This is a genomic window from Pseudoalteromonas shioyasakiensis (genome assembly GCF_024518675.1).
GTDB classification, from domain to species: domain Bacteria; phylum Pseudomonadota; class Gammaproteobacteria; order Enterobacterales; family Alteromonadaceae; genus Pseudoalteromonas; species Pseudoalteromonas shioyasakiensis_B.
The window spans coordinates 129,397-144,484 of record NZ_JANIGL010000007.1; the positions used below are offsets into that span (position 1 = coordinate 129,397).

Below are 15,088 nucleotides of genomic sequence, written 5' to 3' on the forward strand. Positions count from 1 at the left end.
TTTTATAGTTTTTCAGTGACTGCACTATCAAGTGCATCATTTTGTTGAGTATCTGGAACACCGGCTATTTTAACAGCCATTCCCTTTTGAGGGTATTCAGGCAGTGTCATAACGAGCTTATCGTCCGCTTCTAAGCCATCGCTGATATAAAAGTACTCACCCTCTTCACGAATAACTTTTACTTTACGTGGCTCTAGTTGCTGCTCTTCATTAACAATCCAAACGGTTTGATTATTAACTAGCTCTTGCGGTAGGCGATAAATATTCTCCAGCATGGCACCGGCAAAATTAACTTGTACATAAGTACCGTATTTAATTGCATGTTGTTTATTAACTAAACCATATGGATCATCAATACGAACCACTAAGCTACTCATTCGTGTCGCGTTATCAACCACGCCTAAATCACGATCAATCTTAGCTTCGCGACTAAAGCCATGCAGGCCGGTTTTCATAACTGTGGCTTTAACACCTTTTACTCGCTCAGGTAAAAATACACTATCAAAACCAGCGATAGGGATAATAATTTCAGCTGTCTCAATATTATTTAACTCGGCAACCTGGCTACCCATATTAATATATTGGCCAACACCAATGTCACGACTCACGACAAGTGCATCATAAGGAGCGGTGACTTCACAGTTATCTAAATCCCGTTGCGCACGTTTTAATCGTGCTTGCGCTGATTTAACCGATGCCTCAGCACTCAATACTTGTGGTTTGCGTAAAAACAAAGCGGTACGTTCTTTACCTGGAAAACGTTTAGCTTCATCTTCAGCTACTTGTGCTTGGGCCTGCTCTTCAATTAACTGCGCTTGAGCTTGCGCAAGCTCGGCTTGGGCCTGTAATAAGGCAGCTTCATAATTATCTTTTTCAATAGTAAAGAGCGTTTCACCACGAGCAACAATACCACCGGCAACAAAATTCGGGTGCCAACTCACTACTTCACCAGATACCTGCGCCGATAAACGAGTACTCTCAAGCGGTTTAACTTCACCATAACTATTAATGATGACTTGGTGGTTATTTGCCGCTACAGGTTCAACCTTAACAACCGGCCTAGAATCAACCGTGTCCTTTTGTGCAGGCTCTTGTGCAATCGCATTTATTCCTGCAAAACCTGCTACTCCTAGGCTTAACACAACAAATGGCAGTGCCCATTTCAATATCGTTGTTCGCATAAACTATTACCCCTTAATTTTCTACTAAGGCCATAATAACAGAGCTGAATGAAACATTAACGTGACATTTGTAAGCAACTGTTACAGAAAAATAGAGGCTATTTACTTTGATCGATAACTTATTCTAAATTCATCAGCTAGGTGGCTGTAATTACAAATAAATAGTGCCCTGCATATATCGTACAGCATGGCCTGTTAAGGTTACTGTGTGCTGTGCCACCTCACAGTACAGCTGGCCGCCGCGACTAGAGGCTTGATACGCATTTAGAGAGGTTTTACCTAATACTTGAGACCAATAGGGTGCAAGGCCGGTATGAATTGAACCCGTTACATAATCTTCATCTCCGCCACTGGCTGGCCAAAAATAACGGGAGATAAAATCGTACTCTATGCTGGGCGCTGTGGCTACGACATCAAGTGGAAATAGAGATTTAAGCAGTTGCGAATCTGTTTTGAGATTCAAAATATCTTGCTCATTTTCATATATAGCAAAATAAGCCTGTCTATTTTTCAATACCTTAACCGGTTGTATAGACAAGCCAGAAAGCAGTTCAGAAGGTGCATCTGTTACAGGTGATGGTGCTTGCTTAGGGAAGGTCATGGCAAAACTACCATCACTGTTTTTAGTTACAACTAATTCACCGACCGCAGCCGCTGTAAAGCGAATCTGAGATAAATTGTACTGTTCACACAACACGAACGCAGCAGCAAGAGTTGCGTGTCCGCAAAAATCTATTTCCATTAATGGCGAAAACCAACGAATAGCAAAACGACCATCCGCTTGGCGACAGGTAAATGCAGTTTCAGAGACATTATTTTCAGCGCCAATTTTTAGCATTAATTCATCTGTAAGCCAAATATCTAAATCAATCACCGCCGCATAATTGCCTTTAAATAACTCGTTAGTAAAGGCGTCTATTTGATGAATAGTCAATTCCATTTATGATTCCTGTTTGAGATAAGTGCAGATCAGCACCATTGAATGGTCGCTTTTTCTGCTATTGAACTTGCGACCTTTAACTGCTCCTGCTCTATAAGCATTTGAGTTTGCTCTACGAGCATTGAAAATGCCTTTTCCTCACAGAGCCCTATATTTTCCAGTCCTACCCATGTGTTTCGATTGGACCGTTTTGCTGCATATAAACAGTAATCAGCAATATCAATAACACGCTCCCAACTCAGACAGTTTGGATCATCCGTTAAAAATGGAAAACATGCATAGCCAATAGAACAAGTTTTAGTAATTGCACGCCCCTGCATTAGGTTAAAACTATGCTCTTGTACAGCGCTTCTTAATCTTTCCGCTAACTCTGGGGCTTTCTCGCGATCAGTAAAGCGAGCTACAACTAAAAACTCTTCTCCACCCCAACGTACAAGATAGTCAGTTTCTCTAAATACACTTTGTAAAATCACTTTGACTTGGCTGAGCACCGCATCACCTGCGCTATGCCCATAAATATCATTTATTTTTTTAAAATGATCTAAATCTATTAAAAAGAAAATATGATCGGCATCTTTTAAATGCTGTGCGGCAGAATTTAGCTGAGCATCTTTGTATTTACGTAAAGTCAGATCAATATCATTTTGCAAGTTACTCAATAAAAAGCGTCTATTGCGTAAACCAGTTAACTGATCGGTAGTACTTAACTCTTCTAACTGTCTATTTGCTTGCTCTAAATGCCGATTAGCCGATTGCAGTTCAGTGGTTCTTTGCGCCACTTTACTTTCTAACTGGGCATTCAAACGTTTTTCAAACGCGACTTGCTTTCGTTGTGAGCGAATAAAAATGAGCACTAAAGCGATGCATACTAAACCGTATAAAATATAGGCCCACCAAGTTCTCCATGGTGCAGGTAATATCGTGAGCTGTAAGCTTGCTGTACTGTCATTGCCACCTGCGTTACTTGCTCTGACTCGAAAAGTATAGTCACCCGCAGGGAGGTTAGTATAAGTTGCCCTACGGTTTTTATAGTTGGTTGCAACCCAATCGTTATCCCACCCAACTAACTGATAGGCAAACTGATTCTTTTTCGGATTAGTAAAGTTTAGCGCGGTGAATTCAAAAGCAATAACATTATCTCGATGACTTAACGTGAGGGATTCCGTGAACTGAATCGCTTGCTTTAAACTGAACCCTTTGTGGTTTTTTGCTGCTTTTTTGCTATTTGCAACAACAGGCACTGAGTTATTTAGTAACAGCATATCAGTGAGCACGGTTTTAATCGGTTGTAACTCAGTATTATTTATTTGCTCAGGGAAGAAACGGTTAAAACCATTAATACCACCAAAAAATAAAGCGCCGCTTTTGCCTTTAAAAGACGCCCCTATATTAAATTCATTACTTTGTAAGCCATCGCCCAAATCATAATTTATAAAGCTTTTACTTTTAGGATCTAATCGAGAAAGCCCCAGATTGGTACTTACCCATATATGCCCAAAGTCGTCTTCTTCTATACCGTAAATCACATTATTTGGTAGGCCATGTTTAGTGGTGTAATAAGTAAACTGTGCCGTTTTTGTATTATAGTGATTGAGCCCACCACCACCGGTGCCAATCCAAATGTTTTGCTGGCTATCCTCATGTATCGTGTAAATAGTGTTGTTACTTATGCTATTTGGGTCATTTTTATCATGACGGTAATGGGTAAATTTATCATTTTTTGTATCGTAGTAATTAAGCCCATTTAAAGTCCCCACCCACAGGTTACCTTGCGTTGTCACTATCAAAGTAAAAGCCGCATTGTCACTCAAGCTATTCGGATTATCCGCTTGCTTACGGTAATGAGTAAACTGCTGATTGTTAATATCAAAATAACTTACGCCATTGGGGGTACCAATCCAAAGGTTATTTTTTTCATCCTGACCCAGAGCAAAAATAGTATTGTTGATCAGACTGTTTGGATTATCAGGCTGATGCTGGTAATGAATAAACTGACCCGTTTTTTTATCCAAATAATTTAAGCCACTACTTCCGGTACCAATCCATAAGTTACCTTTGCTATCTTCTTCAAGCACGTAAACTGAGTTATGGCTAAGACTATTGGGGTCACCTTGTTGATACATATAATGAGTTAACTGCTCACTTTTGGTGTTAAAGTGATTAAGACCGCCACCGCGTGTACCAACCCAAAAATCACCTTGGCTATCCTCTAAAATACTAAAAACGTTATCATGGCTTAAACTCGATACGTCATCAGCTTTATGACGGTAGTAACCAAACTTTTCAGTATTGCTGTTAATGTAATTTAGGCCACCCCCTACAGAGCCAATCCAAATGCTGCCTTGCGCATCTTCTTCAATGCTAAATACGGTGTCATGGCTTAAACTATTCGGATCGTTTGATTGATGCCGATAATGAGTGAACTTATTGTTGTTATAATCAAAGTGATTTAAACCACCATCCCCAGTCCCTAGCCACAGGTTGCCCTTACTGTCTTCAAGAATGCTGTAAACTGTGTTTTGACTTAGACTGTTAATATCGTCTGGTTGGTGCAAATAATGCGTAAACTTTTTACTTTGCGTATCTAAATAATTTAAACCACCTGCTCGCGTGCCGACCCATAAGTTATGACTACTATCTACTGCCAGGCTATAAACTTCATTGCTACTCAGTGCTGAAGGGTCATCGACTTGGTGTTGAAAACGCGTGAACTGCGCTGTTATTGTATTAAGGTAATTTAAGCCATTATCTGTTCCTACCCAGAGATTGCCCTTAGCATCTTCTACAAGGCTATAAACATTATCACTGCTAATGCTTTTGGCATGGCTCTCACTATATTGATAGCGACTAAATTGTTGTGTCTGAGTATTATAATGGTTAAGCCCACCACCTAAGGTACCTATCCATAGATTTTCTTTACTATCTTTCATTAGGGTATAAATTGTGTCGTCACTTAACCCCTGACTGCTTACTGTATACCGTGTGAACTGCTCGGTTTTTGTGTTAAAACGATTCAACCCTCCCCGGGTGCCAATCCACAAAACACCTTCACTACCGACGACAATTTTAGAAATATAATTATGAGAAAGTGAATTGCTATTATCTTCGTCATGTTTAAATATTTTAAAATCATAACCATCAAACCGTGCTAGTCCATCCTCAGTACCAAACCATAAAAACCCGGTGTCATCTTGCACAATGGATAGGATCGAGTTTTGTGGTAAACCATCATCAATAGTAAAATGTTGAAAGCGAAGTGAAGGGCTGATCGCGAGAGCCTTTTCAGAGTAAGCTGAAAAAAGAATAGAAACAACAAAAGATAGGATCAGCTGTATTTTTATTATTTTTAACAAGAAAACTTCACTTAAATCATTAATATTGTGTTTAAGTATAGTGTAACTTACGTAGAATTAAAATTAGCCAATTAGTATAGAAAAACAGCGCTATAAGAGGAGATCTAAAGCGCTAATTAGTAATGCAGAATAAAGCGTGCAATTTTACCACTACCATAAAGTTGCCCCATATAATTTAAACGATTGCGGGTCGCATTTTATAATACTGAATGCAACCTAGTTGGGCCGCATTGGTTAGTAGTATCATCACAAACGTGAGGATATGCGAAGTACTTGGTACAGCCATCGCCAATTCTGCAAATAAACCACACACACCCGCAATAAACTGCAAGCTGAAATAACGCGCGCTTAAATTGCTTATATCACCACTGCGCAGGGTTTTATATGTTTGCGGCATAACTCGCACCGAGCTCATGACTAAACCAACAAATGTCAGCCAGGTCAGTACCTTAGCAGTCTCTAATTGTGGGTTTAGTAATAATAAAAACGGTAATAGAGAAAAACCAAGCATGGCAGTTAATTGAATACGCTCTCTTGGCTTGGCGTTATAACGGGCAAAGTAATATAAAATTAAGCCACTTAAACAGCCTGTTACCACAAACGGTAAAACCATATAAAAACGGGCAAAATATAAGTTATAAGTAATGAAATAAATACTTTGCGCAACACCAAAGCTCATCATCAATAACGATAACCCCGATACACTCCGGTTTTTACGAATCTTATTTAATAGAGGTAAGAAGCTAAACACTAAAATAAATGATGATAAAACAGGCAAATAATGCGCCAAAACAAACCTCGCTAGTTACATAGTCGTTAATAAGTTACTATTTTATAAACCAAGCAAAAACAAAGTGTAAACAACTGTTTTAACTTGATTTATTTTAGGCGCGGCATTGTATAGCGCTGAGATTAACACGCAACTATTGCTGAAAAATAAAACAACTTAATTTTGGCAAGTTAACCTTACAGTTGCCTCAGGTTTACAAACGAGTTTACTGCAACATTAAAGCGAATAATAAAAGCCTAACCAGCTTCTGAGTTCATCATCAAAACTATCACCTTCTACTTTAACCAAGCCAAAATCAAAGTGAAGGTCATTGATACCCGCACTGCCTAAGCCAAAGCCAAACTCGCCTTGCCATTTGAAGCCATAGCTTTGCGCAAATACATCATCGTCAACTTGATGCTGTTGATAATAAAGCCATGGCATACCGTCCCAAACACTAACACCGCCACCATACGCTTGATAGCGCTCAGCAGTGGCTGCATAAAAAGGCAGTTCGGGGGCAAACGCAAACTCTGCATGGGTATTTTCGCTAATAAGAGAAGAGCTAAAGCCACCTAAAGCTAAACGGGCATCATCTCTGTGTTGATGCCGATAACTCAAATACAGCGGCAGGTCCATAACTTTGCCAAATACATTAGCAATAAGATCATAGCCTTGCCACTCGTTATCCGCTGTTTTTCCTTCGTACCAACGGGCTTTTATATTTTGTCCGATTGCAAACGATTGACGGTCATAATTCCAACGCTGCGTTATGGCCGCTCGTAACCACTGCTGCGAAGTATCTTGAGCTGCTTTAGTACCAAACTCCGAGTAATTATAAGCAACTTCAGGGGTTATTTTAAACTCACCAAAACTCAGCGGGTATTTAGCATCTAAATACCCGCCTTTTGTGCTGTACTGAGGCACATTTTCGGCTGAATATTGTTTCTCACTATTTAGATCAAATGCAAACAGCTGACCACTGTATTTTATTTTATGAGCACTATATTTTGCCTGAGCAAATGCACCTGACATTGCATTGTCATGTAGGTCGGCGCTATAGCCAACTTGCCAATCCAAGTGTTTTAACAGATCACTGCCTTTAACGCTTAAATTGAGTAACGCTGCAGATGCTGAGTTATATTGAGCGCCAATGGCAAAGGTAGAGTTTTGCTGCCATATGTCGTAGTCATGCTGCGAACCAACTATTGCAGTGTGTACTTTTGCTGGCGGCAATGCTGAACTTGAAACTTTAAAGGTGGGTGCGACGGAGCTTGGCGCTAAATCTGTCACTAAGGCGCTGGTGTAACCGCTTGTTAGCTGTTTCAGATCTGGACCATCACTGGTGATAGAAAAATACAGTACTGAGCCATCTGTCATTGCAATCGGGTTAGCAACCGCTTGCTGGCCTTGCGTCAGCTTATGAAGCTGTTTGTTTGTAATATTATAGCGGTAAATATCAAGCGCATTGTTGCGCCCTGCAATAAAATACAACGACTGACCATCATTACTCCAGCTAGGTTGCGACAAATATTGATAACTGCTAGGCATGGGTACTTGCTGAGCGTTGTGGCCATTTAAATCTTGTATATACAACTGCCAGTTGTGATTTAGTTCAGTTCTTAAAAAGGCCAGTTGCTGTTTATTAGGGCTAAGGGTTGGGTAATCGTATACCTTGTTTAAGCTTTTTTCGAATAACGGGGTGGCGGTGGCGGTTTGAATATCAAATTTAACTAATTCGGAATAGCCAGCTTGTGCTCGCTCTGCATATAAGGCTTGCCCATTATCAGTAATACTAAAACGACGCAGCCCCGCCAATTTAGTCAGCTGTTCAATTTCACCTGTGCTGATGTTCCAACTATAAATGTCTGCTACTCGTGAGTTTTCAACATTATCATTCTTGGTGTAAGCACCAAAATACAGCACTTCATCGTTAAGCCATTGCGGGTTTTTAATGCCAGCTCGATTAATTTGTTCAAGCACTTGTTTTTGCTTACGTTTAAATACTTCAGGTGGAATATTCGCAATGTCTTTAGGATCATCAGCAAGGAGTGCCTGCTGTGCCTTATTAAAATCTTCTTCAGCTTGCAGGTTTTGCTCTGTGCTATAAACCACTAATTGCGTATTACCGTCTTTATCACGCTCAACAACAGCTAATTGCTGCTGGTTGGGCGAAAGTCTCGGGTTGCTAGCCGAAAAACTTAAATCTAGCCAAGCAGTGCTATTTAGCTCGCTTTCTGTTTGCTCTTTTGCCATTGCTTTATAGGTGTATTCGGCAATAAAACGTCGGTAGAGTTTACTTGCAGGATCACCAAAAACACCACTAAATGCCGTGTCGAAGTCGCGCTTTTTTACCCCCTGCATACGCGTCCATACGGCATCTAATGTTTGCTCAGAATAGCTGTTTTCTAGCCAATATAAAAACCGAGCCCCCATCAAGTAAGCCATAGAGCCCGCCATGAAGCCTCCTTGAGTGCTGCTTAGTTGATTATAGCTTGGCAATGCTCCTTGCTGTGCAAACTCTGTTAAAATGGCTTCACTGTAATTATCAAATAGCCGCCCTCGGCCGGTCATTTTAGATTCAAGCAAAGTCGCATAACCTTCAGCGACCCAGCGTGGCATTGACTCATAACTTAAATCGTAAACATCCCATAGCCCTCTAATAGCTTGACGCCAGTCACTGCGAGTCGGTTGGGCTAAATGCACAAGATGAATATACTCATGTAAAATTAATAGCTGTTGCCAGCCACTACTATTCGAAATAACGGTGTCTGACTGTGGAGGAGTCGTAAATAATGCCATCATTGGGTTTTCAGATGGCGGTAAAGCAAAGCCGTTTGCGCTGTTAAGGGGATCAAATATTACTACATCAACGGTTTTATCAAGTGAGCGGTTTTGTTGTTGTAACACCTTGGTGCGAACTATTTCTAGCTCTACAGCTGCCGAGCGTGCCCAGTCTTGGTTTTCTGCAGTAAAGTAAAGGTTAAAGTGCTCAGTATGAAGGGTTTGCCATTGTGCCTGAGCATGACTTGCCATAAATAAAGCCGTGGCAATAATTAATTGTTTCATCATGATCCCTGATTATTTATCTTTTACTTATTATGCAATAAGCCAAATAAAAAGAGAGCATTAAAATGTAAGAAAGCGTGTTACTCAATCTCTAACGGCTGAACTAAACTCACTAATAAACTAATAATAAATACAGATACAATAAACACCAACACAGTGCGCAGCGCACCTAAGCCTGCGCTATACATGGCCAGAGTGATCAAACTCCCCACCACCAGCACACCACAACGGGCGCATATTAATGATGGTTTTTTATGGCAACGAATATGACACATTAAAACAAAAATGCAGCAAAAAGCGATTAAACAGAGTGTTAAAACCATAACAACCCCCTCAACAAATGTGTTACCGAGAGTGTTAGTATAATGGGTATTTAAAATAGATCAATGCAATTGATAACTATTTGCATTTAATTGCTACATCCAGTTACGTGATTCTGATTCCGCTTGATATAATGTGAAATCAATAATCTCATTCGCCACATTGGCTTTTAGGTATGGCAAGTTAACATTGCCCGATGCCAATTGTATATACAAGCTTTTCAGCCCAGCTCTTCGCATTAAATGGGTGCTAACACCACGAGTGCTTTGCGCTTTGTATAGCTCAAATACACGGTATTGCACACCCAACATACCACTTCTAAAAATGCCGTAATAACGCCCTTGGTGATGATAAAAATAATAACCGTAGCGTTTATAAGATAAATACACCAAGCAACTCAAAACCGCCACAATGACAACACTATAGAACAAATGACTAGCAAGTATATAGTAGTTAAATACAGCAAATAAAAGGCTCGGTATAAATGCGTAAAAGAAGAGGTTTTTAATTAATAATGCTTGCTCTACACCTTTAAATTGCAAAGCTTTAAAATCAATCTCTGTTTGCCCAAGCCAAGGGTAAATACGTTGCAGCATTTGGTTTACTTGCTCACGCTTTAATACCGGCATGACTAAACTTTGCTTACTTTTTGCCCCTGTAGTCACGCCGCTAGTCGCTTGAAAGCACTGAATGGTGTAACGCTGTAAAATGCGCGCAATGGGGTTTTGTTTAATCACTATCGATTGTACTTTTTCAAGACTTACCGACAATTGGTGGCGCTCTAATAAGCCAGAAATACGTTTGAATTTTCCTCCCTGAAAATACAACTCATAGTTATAAAACCGAATGAGTGACATCATGACCGATAGCAAAACCGCAATCATAACGACCATAAACAACAATGAGAACACAGCCAATGCAGCGGCATCAACCAGTAAGCCTACTTCCTGTTCATAGAAAGCTTCCAAGCGGTTAATCACGGCCTGTTCAAAAAAATCAAACAACATATTCATAAATGGTGCTAATGCAGCCAGTGCGAGTATCGCCATATTTGACATAAGGCCAAATTTAGCGACTTCCGTATTACTCAACTTTAGTCTGTATTGACTTTCTTGCTCTTGCTTATCTTGGCTGGCTTGCTGCTCAATTGGTTGTTGCGCTTCTTTGTAAGTAAGTACCTGCTCCCGCACACCCTCTGCATAGGCAATACTGACACCAGGAAGCACGACCTCTTGGGAGACACTGCCAGCAGCATCAAAAATACAATTCACACGCCCTAATGGTTTAAAGTAAAATGGCTCGGCAACATTCACGTTTTGCACTCGTAAAAAGCTAAGCGTTAAGCGCTCTTTTTTAAACACCCCTTTATTGAGTAAAATATCGTGATCGTCGGTGATGCAAAAGCGAAAATTTAGGTAATAGGCAAACGAATACAATAAAAGCCCTACAACAGCAACGAGAGCACCGATTTTACCCCAGAACAGCTTATTCTCTACCTGAGTGACAAATACCACAGCGATAGGTAATAAATTAAAAATACCGTCTTTAATAAAGCGATAAGCAAAATGTAATACAAAGTACAGCAACGCCCACGGCGATACACGCTGCCAGTGTTGCTTATTCATTTGATAGCTCTTCTTCGTTAACTGATAGGCTGTTTTGTGATTGCTCAGAGGCTTGGTTATGCTGGGTGTAATCTTGAATAAATTGACGCATATCTTTACAGTCAGCGTGGCTCAAGCCACTCATACTTAAATCAGCGCTCATACCTCCAGCACTGTATAAACGTAAACTCGCTAAACCCAGCTTTCGCTCAAGCGGCCCCCGATGTATTTCGGTATGCTGAATACGAGCAAGGGGTAAAATAGTAACCTGGCGCCAAATAACCCCTTTTTGATAGGCAATATCGTGGCTACGTACTGCAACACCTTTTAAGCGCACGCTAAACACATTAAAAATTAACGACAGCAGCAAAATAATAGGCAAACCAATTATTAAGGGAGTTTGCGCCACACTTGCAAAGCTTTGGTTGAAAAAGCACACCGCGGCTAACGCAGCCATTAAAGGCAGATAAAATAATAACCAGCTCAGTTGTGTATGCAGTAATGCATTATCTGCCAGAGGCTTAAATTCGATAGACTGGTGTTGCGGTAAGCAATCAAGTTGATGATTTTCAAACACGTTGAATTTTCCTTCAAAAGCCAACTTTCAGTAAAGTTGGCTTACATATACCCAAACCACCTCAAGATGTAAGTTTCAGTTGGCATAAAAGTGGTTTAAGCAATCAATAACGTAATATAAATCGCTTTTAAACCCAGCTAATTGTCGTGGCGAGTGTATGACTTTGCCCTGGCTCAACAACGGCACTGTCATCCATCACGTTAGCTGCCTCTAAACACAACATCGTATGATATTCATCGTCGGCAAAATTCGATAACCGTTTAGATTTATCGATCCATGGGTTCCAAAGTACACAAGAGTTTGAGTTTTCACGGCTGACTTCAATAATACCATCAGGTGTAATTATGCGTTGTGTTTCGCCAGCTTGGGTATAAACCATATCCGTTTCACGAGCAAAACCAACTTGAGCATCTTGCTCAAACGGCCCTTCGCCAAACTCAATATATTTAGCGCCTTGTAGTCCATCTACAGTTGTGTCTTCAATCGCCGGTGTTGGGAAGTAAGTATGTAGTGCCTGAGAAAAGGTGATGGTTTGCTCGCTTAAGTTAGTGGTTGTTAAACGAACTTCAAGCTTGTTAGTTAAAATGAACTCAACTTTTAATGTTGATTTATGCGGCCAATATGTTTCATCTACCTGAGTCATTGGCAAGGTTAAGCTAACGCGTACTTCATTGTCCTGCTCCGATACCTCACCTGCACGCCATAAGCTAGTGCGTGCAACACCATGAATAGGCCAATCAGGATTTGGATTAACGCCAAACCAAGGCCAGCAAATTGGAATGCCGCCTCGAACACTTTTGCCTTCTTGGTAGTCTTCTTCGCTTGAAACCCAAATAAGCGGTTTTTTACCATTTGGTGTGAACTCAGTTAACTGCGCCCCTTGCAGAAAAATTTTCGCGCTGCAAAAGTCGCTTGCGACATTAATATATTCTAAACCAGAGTGCGATTGCTCAATGCTTACAGATGGAGATAACTTCATAATACGTCCCATAATAATGAAAAGCCCGTAATACCTTACCCAATACTCCACCAATTAGTAAATATTAATTAAAGGTTTTTGCCACAAAGTTATTATTTCTCACTCTGTCGCTTCAAACTAGTAAATTAAGCCTTAACAACATTTAATTAATGACTTGCTAAGTGAAGTTATTTTAATTTCAGCTCAAAATAATTAAAACCGTCAAAAACAACTGATGTAAAGCAATTAATACGCAGTAAATAAGCTCAGTTATTTGAACTCTATTTATTAGAAGTGTAATATTTATTAACTGCCATCACAGCATGGTCGCAACGGCCCCTTCAAGAGATAAAACAATGCAAAAATATGATGAACTGTTGGTTTCTTTGCGCAAAGTTATTCGTGCGATTGATCTGCATTCAAAACAGCTCAATAAAACCTCAGGCTTGACGGGACCTCAGCTGTTGATCATGACTGACGTTGAGCAAACAGACGGGATTACAGCCAGTCGTATTGCACAAAACGTCAATTTAAGCCCTGCCACAGTGACTAATATTCTAGATCGTTTAGAAAATCGCAATTTAGTGACCCGAGTTCGTAGCCAACTTGATAAACGTAGAGTGGGGATTTACCTAACCCAAAGCGGTAAAGAGATTCTTGCCGATGCACCACAACCACTACAAGAGCACTTTATAGAGCAGTTTTCAGCATTGGAAGAATGGGAGCAAAGCCAGTTGTTATCATCGATGCAGCGTATTGCAACTATGATGGATGCGCAAAGTATTGATGCAGCCCCTTTACTTGAGGTTGGCTTACTCACCCGCGCGGCAGATAGCAAAATCGCAGAGTAAAATTACTGTCATATAATAATTAAAATAAACAATATCTTATCTTTGAATAAAACACTTGCTCACTTGGGTAATAGGTATAAATAGTCTATTCTATGCATACTTAATCTCCAAAATAGCGACTTATCATGCTTAAACTATCACAGTTAGCCCTCGCGACTTTGCTAGGGGCCACCACTAGCCACGCCAATGCATCAGATATTGATGCCATGCAAACTCAGCTTGATCAACTTCAACAGCAAATGCAGCAATTACAAAAGCAGCTAGCTGATGAAAAAGCGAAACAAGCTCAGATGAATGAAAAACTTGAAAAGCAAGACGAAACCATTGCTAAGCAAGCACAAGACAATGCTGACTCGGCGCAGTCTGGGGTAAAATTTGGCGGTGCCATTCGTACTAATTACAGCCATACCTCTTATGATGATGGTAATAGAAACCGTGGCGGAGATTTTGATTTTGACCTATTTCGGGTCAATGTTTCAGGTGATATCGGCGGTGTATTAATTGGCGGTGAGATTCGCTTTTTTGATTATATGACCGCGATTAAGTCGGCTTGGGCAGGATATCAATTTACTGATGACTGGCAAGTACAAGTCGGTGTTACCAAAGTTCCATTCGGTAATGACCCATACAACTCACACAATTACTTTTTTAGTGCCAACTACTATGTAGGCCTTGAAGATGACCATGACTTAGGCGTGATGTTCAAACGCAAAGTCGCCGACAACTGGCAACTGGATTTAGGCTTTTTCAAAAATGATGAGCTCGGTGGCGTAGATGGCTATGTAGAAGATCGCAGCCATCGTTATTCTTACGACATAGTCGGAAGCCGCACGGCCGATGAAGGCATTTATGCCGAGCCAACGGCAGAGCTTGGTGAATACAATACTTTTACTGGCCGTTACGCCTACTTTTTTGAACATGGCGAAGGTATGAAAACCGAAGTGGGCTTTTCAGCCTTAGCCGGTGGCCTGCATGATGGCCAAGACAGAGCGGGTAGTTATAATGCGTGGGCATTACACGTAAACAGCAATATCAATAGCTGGAATATCCAGCTGCAGCACGGTGAGTACGATTATAATATCGATGATACAAACCGCATTGCGGTAGGCGCATACGCGTTTTATGACTCAGTAGCCGCTGATGCCACCATGAGTAGCTTAAATATCGCTTATAGTTTACCTGTGGAATGGGGGCCGGTCAGTAACTTGCAGTTCTATAATGACTATAGCGCTATTTATGATAAGTCAGATAACAGCGCAGATACCTGGATGAACGTAACGGGTGTGTCTATTGCGGCTGGCGGATTATTCACCTATGTTGATTACGCATTGGCGAAAAACCAGCCATTTGTCGGCGGCTCAGTCGCTGGCGATAGTGATGAAACTGAAGGCCGTTTTAATATCAATATCGGCTATTACTTCTAGCCCTGACATACGTGGTGCGCTATTGCTAACAAAGCAATAGC

General features: G+C 40.7%; 11 protein-coding genes. 2 read left to right on the forward strand and 9 right to left on the reverse strand.

Annotation, left to right across the window (positions count from 1 at the left end; genetic code table 11):
• Positions 1–2: 2 nt before the first annotated feature.
• From NQT69_RS17040 to NQT69_RS17080, 9 genes are all read right to left on the reverse strand, one after another.
• Positions 3–1,181: an efflux RND transporter periplasmic adaptor subunit gene (locus NQT69_RS17040; protein WP_256828872.1), complete on the reverse strand. Its 1,179-nt coding sequence runs from the start codon at positions 1,179–1,181 to the stop codon at positions 3–5.
• 151 nt (positions 1,182–1,332) lie between these two features.
• Complete coding sequence (locus NQT69_RS17045; RefSeq protein WP_256828873.1) at positions 1,333–2,121, reverse strand: PhzF family phenazine biosynthesis protein; 789 nt, start codon at positions 2,119–2,121, stop codon at positions 1,333–1,335.
• Positions 2,122–2,150: 29 nt separating this feature from the next.
• Positions 2,151–5,474 carry a two-component regulator propeller domain-containing protein gene (locus NQT69_RS17050; RefSeq protein WP_256828874.1) on the reverse strand — a complete coding sequence of 1,108 codons (3,324 nt, stop codon included), beginning with the start codon at positions 5,472–5,474 and terminating at the stop codon, positions 2,151–2,153.
• A gap of 175 nt (positions 5,475–5,649) precedes the next feature.
• Positions 5,650–6,264 carry a SemiSWEET family transporter gene (locus NQT69_RS17055; protein WP_256828875.1) on the reverse strand — a complete coding sequence of 205 codons (615 nt, stop codon included), beginning with the start codon at positions 6,262–6,264 and terminating at the stop codon, positions 5,650–5,652.
• A gap of 216 nt (positions 6,265–6,480) precedes the next feature.
• Entirely contained in the window at positions 6,481–9,312 is a 2,832-nt protein-coding gene (locus NQT69_RS17060; RefSeq protein WP_256828926.1) for a TolB family protein, read from the reverse strand.
• 80 nt (positions 9,313–9,392) lie between these two features.
• Complete coding sequence (locus tag NQT69_RS17065; protein ID WP_256828876.1) at positions 9,393–9,635, reverse strand: hypothetical protein; 243 nt, start codon at positions 9,633–9,635, stop codon at positions 9,393–9,395.
• 93 nt (positions 9,636–9,728) lie between these two features.
• Positions 9,729–11,258, reverse strand: a complete 1,530-nt coding sequence (locus tag NQT69_RS17070; RefSeq protein ID WP_256828877.1) for a PH domain-containing protein — start codon at positions 11,256–11,258, stop codon at positions 9,729–9,731.
• The gene (locus tag NQT69_RS17075; RefSeq protein WP_256828878.1) at positions 11,251–11,814 is read right to left on the reverse strand and encodes a PH domain-containing protein; all 564 of its coding nucleotides are present in this window, start codon (positions 11,812–11,814) and stop codon (positions 11,251–11,253) included. The genes NQT69_RS17070 and NQT69_RS17075 overlap by 8 nt, the downstream gene beginning before the upstream one ends.
• A 127-nt stretch (positions 11,815–11,941) precedes the next feature.
• Positions 11,942–12,793: a D-hexose-6-phosphate mutarotase gene (locus tag NQT69_RS17080; protein WP_256828879.1), complete on the reverse strand. Its 852-nt coding sequence runs from the start codon at positions 12,791–12,793 to the stop codon at positions 11,942–11,944.
• A 335-nt stretch (positions 12,794–13,128) separates the two neighbouring features.
• Between NQT69_RS17080 and NQT69_RS17085 the strand changes: the two genes are divergently transcribed.
• Both NQT69_RS17085 and NQT69_RS17090 read left to right on the forward strand, forming a co-directional pair.
• Positions 13,129–13,623: a MarR family winged helix-turn-helix transcriptional regulator gene (locus NQT69_RS17085; protein ID WP_256828880.1), complete on the forward strand. Its 495-nt coding sequence runs from the start codon at positions 13,129–13,131 to the stop codon at positions 13,621–13,623.
• A 125-nt stretch (positions 13,624–13,748) separates the two neighbouring features.
• The gene (locus NQT69_RS17090; RefSeq protein ID WP_256828881.1) at positions 13,749–15,047 is read left to right on the forward strand and encodes an OprO/OprP family phosphate-selective porin; all 1,299 of its coding nucleotides are present in this window, start codon (positions 13,749–13,751) and stop codon (positions 15,045–15,047) included.
• Positions 15,048–15,088: the final 41 nt, after the last annotated feature.